Raw genomic sequence first — 3,344 nt, 5'->3', positions numbered from 1 at the left:
CGGACGACGTCGGCTCGGGCGTCGGGGCGGCGGCGTCGTCCGGCGCGTCGGCCGCGCAGCCGGCCGTCAGGGCGGCCACGGCCAGCGCGACCGTCAGCGCGACCGTGAGCGTGCGCGCGGCTCGGCGTGCCGTGAGGGCCATGCGTGTCCTCCTTCGTCGGTGGCGCCGGCCCCGCGCCCGGCACGTCGCTCAGCGGTCGAGCAGCTCGCGCAGCATCGCGGCGACCGCGCGCGGGTGCTCCTCGGCCATGAAGTGGCCCCAGCTCTCGCTGCGGTGCTGCAGGTCCGACGCCCAGGCCGACCACAGCGCCACGGCGTCGTAGCCGAGCATCGAGCCCCAGTCCTGCTGGACGACGGTCACCGGCATGGTCAGCCGCCGCCCGGCCGCGAGGTCGGCCCGGTCGTGCTCGACGTCGACCCCCGCGGAGGCACGGTAGTCGGCGACGATCGACGGCACCGCCTCGCGGCTCGCGCGCAGGTACTCGGCGCGCACGTCCTCCGGGATCGCCGACGGGTCGCCCGTCCACGCGTCGAGGAAGTGGCCGAAGAAGGCGTCGGCGCTCGCCGCGATCATCTGCTCGGGCAGACCGGGCGGCTGAGCCATGAGGTAGAGGTGGAAGCCCACCGCCGCCGTGACGCCGTGCAGGACGTCCCACATGTCCAGCGTGGGCAGCACGTCGAGGATCGCGAGGTGCGAGACGGCGTCGGGGTGGTCGAGGCCCGCGCGGAACGCGACGAGCGCGCCGCGGTCGTGCCCGGCGAGCGCGAACCGCTCGTGCCCCAGCTCGCGGGCGAGCGCGACGACGTCGGCCGCCATCGTGCGCTTGCTGTAGACGTCGGCGTCGTCGGCCGCGGGCTTGTCGCTCGCGCCGTAGCCGCGCAGGTCCGGGCAGATCACGGTGTGGTCGGCGGCGAGGTCGGCGGCGACGTGCCGCCACATGAGGCTGGTCTGCGGGAAGCCGTGCAGCAGCACGACGGGGCTGCCGCTGCCGCCGACGGAGGCGTGCAGCGCGACGCCGTCGGCGACGGTGAGGCGCTCGGAGGTGAAACCGGGGACGGGCAGGCTCACGGGGTCGTCCTTCGCTCGGGGTTGCTGATGTGATGGAGCCTCGCCGGTGCGGATGAGCACCGGATGAGCAGCCGGCGCGCCGACGTGCCGCGGGCGAGGGTCGGCGAGCGAGGGACGGGACGGGTGGAGGTCACCTTCGGGGTGCTGGGGCCCGTCGCGGCCTGGGCTCAGGACGAGCCGGTCGCCCTCAAGGGACCCCGGCACCGCGAGGTCCTGGCGCGCCTGCTCGTCGCGCGCCGGCGCATGGTCCCCGTCACGCTCCTGGTCGACGACCTGTGGGACGACGACCCGCCGCCCGGGGCGGTCGCCGCGGTGCGGACCTTCGTCGCGTCGCTGCGCCGCGCGGTCGAGCCGGACCGGCCGCCCCGGGCAGCGCCCCGCCTCCTGGTCACCGAGGGGCCGGGCTATGCGCTGAGGCCGGCGCCGGACGCCGTGGACGCCTGGCGGTTCGAGGCTGCCGTGACCGCCGCCGATGGTGCCGTCCCGACGACCGCCGTCGCGCTCCTCGAGGAGGCACTCGGGTGGTGGCGAGGACCGGCGTACGCGGACTTCGAGGGAGCGGCGTGGGCGCGCGCCGAGCGCGGCCGCCTCACCGAGCTGCGCCTGCACGCCGTCGAGCGGCTCGCCGAGGCCCGGGTCGCCGTCGGTGACGCCGGCACGGCCGCGCGCGCCGTCGCCGACCTCGACGCGCACGTCGCCGAGCACCCGTGGCGCGAGGAGGGCTGGCGCCTGCTCGCCCTCGCGCTGTACCGGACCGGCCGCCAGGCGGACGCCCTGGCGGTGCTCCGCCGCGCGCGTCACCTGCTGGTCGCCGAGCTCGGGGTCGACCCGGGTGCGGCGCTGCGGGACCTCGAGCTCGACGTGCTGCGGCACGCCGACCACCTGCTCCCTGGCCGGGGGCCCACTTCCGGCGACCACGCGCCCGGCGCGGCCGCCGGGCGCGTGTGGGCCGAGGCGACCGCCGCGTACGACCGCACGGTGGCGGCCGGCACCGCGGTCCGGCTCGAGTCGACCGTGGGCCTGCTCCGGTCGCTCGCGGTCACGGGCGGCAGCGGGCTGCTCACGGCACGCGAGCACCGGGTCGCCGCGATCGCCGCCGCGGAGGAGCGGGGCGACGCCGAGCTGACCGCCCGCGTCATCGGCGCGTACGACGTGCCGGCCGTGTGGACCCGCGTCGACGACGCCGAGCAGGCCGCTGCGGTCGTGGCGGCGGCCGAGCGCACGCTCGCCCGGCTCGACGCGTCCGCCCACCCGGCGCTGCGGGCGCGCCTCCTCGCGACGGTCGCGGTCGAGTCCCGCGGCCACCGGTCGGCGCGCGGGGCGCAGGCGGCGCGTGAGGCCGAGGGGCTCGCGCGAGGGCTCGGCGACCCGGCCCTGCTCGCGTTCGCGCTCAACGGGGTCTTCATGCAGACGTTCGGGCGCACGGGCCTCGCCCCGGAACGCGACGCCGTCGGCGCCGAGCTCGTCGACCTCGCGGCCCGGACCGGACTGGTCGGGTTCGAGGTGCTGGGCCGGCTCGTGCGCCTCCAGGCGCGGTGCGCGCTGGGCGACCTCGACGGCGCCGACGAGCACGCCGAGGCCGCGGACCGGCTCGCCGCGCGGCACGACCGGCCGCTCGTCGGCGTCTTCACCACCTGGTACCGGGCGCTGCGCCTGGCGCTCGCGGGGGAGCCGACGTCGGCGGTCGCGTCGGCCTACCGCGACGCGGCGCGGACGCTCGACGGAGCGGGCATGCCCGGCCTCGAGCGGGGCCTGCTGCCGCTGGCGCTCGTGTGCCTGCGCGTCGCGCGGGACGAGCCGATGGCCGCCGACGACGTCGCCGGTGCGGACCTCGGCCCGTACGCGCCGTGGATCACGCCGCTCGTGCTGCTGGCCGAGGGACGGCGCGGCGCCGCGGCCGAGGCGCTCGCAGCGCTGCCGGACCCGCCGCGCGACCTGCTGACGGAGGCCCTGTGGTGCCTCGCGGCCGCGGCGGCGCTCGACGTCGGCGACGCCACCGTGGTGGAGCGCGCGCACGCCGCGCTGGCCCCGGCCGCGGGCGAGGTCGCCGGCGCCGGCAGCGGTCTCCTCACGGCCGGACCGGTCGCGAGGCATCTCGCTCGCCTGGAGGGTGCGTCGACGCCGTCCCACCGGTCCGGCGGCTGATCGCGGCGCACGTCGTCGGTCATGATGGGTCGGTGGACTCGAGGGCGAGCAGCGACCGGACGCCGGGGGCCGCGCCCGGCCCGGGCGCGCGGCCGACCGGCGCCGTCGCCCGGCCCACGCTGCGCGACGC

Annotated in this window: 2 protein-coding genes; one reads left to right on the top strand and one right to left on the bottom strand. The window is 78.4% G+C overall.

The window, feature by feature from the left end; translation table 11 throughout:
- Nucleotides 1-190: 190 nt before the first annotated feature.
- Entirely contained in the window at nt 191-1,069 is an 879-nt protein-coding gene (locus ICW40_RS20100) for an alpha/beta fold hydrolase (RefSeq protein ID WP_221655749.1), read from the bottom strand.
- 123 nt (nt 1,070-1,192) lie between these two features.
- Here ICW40_RS20100 and ICW40_RS20095 point away from each other — a divergent pair, with 123 nt between their 5' ends.
- Complete coding sequence (locus ICW40_RS20095; protein ID WP_308121935.1) at nt 1,193-3,214, top strand: AfsR/SARP family transcriptional regulator; 2,022 nt, start codon at nt 1,193-1,195, stop codon at nt 3,212-3,214.
- The last annotated feature ends 130 nt before the right edge of the window (nt 3,215-3,344 follow it).

It is taken from the genome of Actinotalea ferrariae, assembly GCF_019733465.1.
GTDB lineage: Bacteria > Actinomycetota > Actinomycetes > Actinomycetales > Cellulomonadaceae > Actinotalea > Actinotalea ferrariae_A.
The sequence above is the reverse complement of the archived record's forward strand: the minus strand, read 5'-3'. Positions and strand labels throughout refer to the sequence as shown.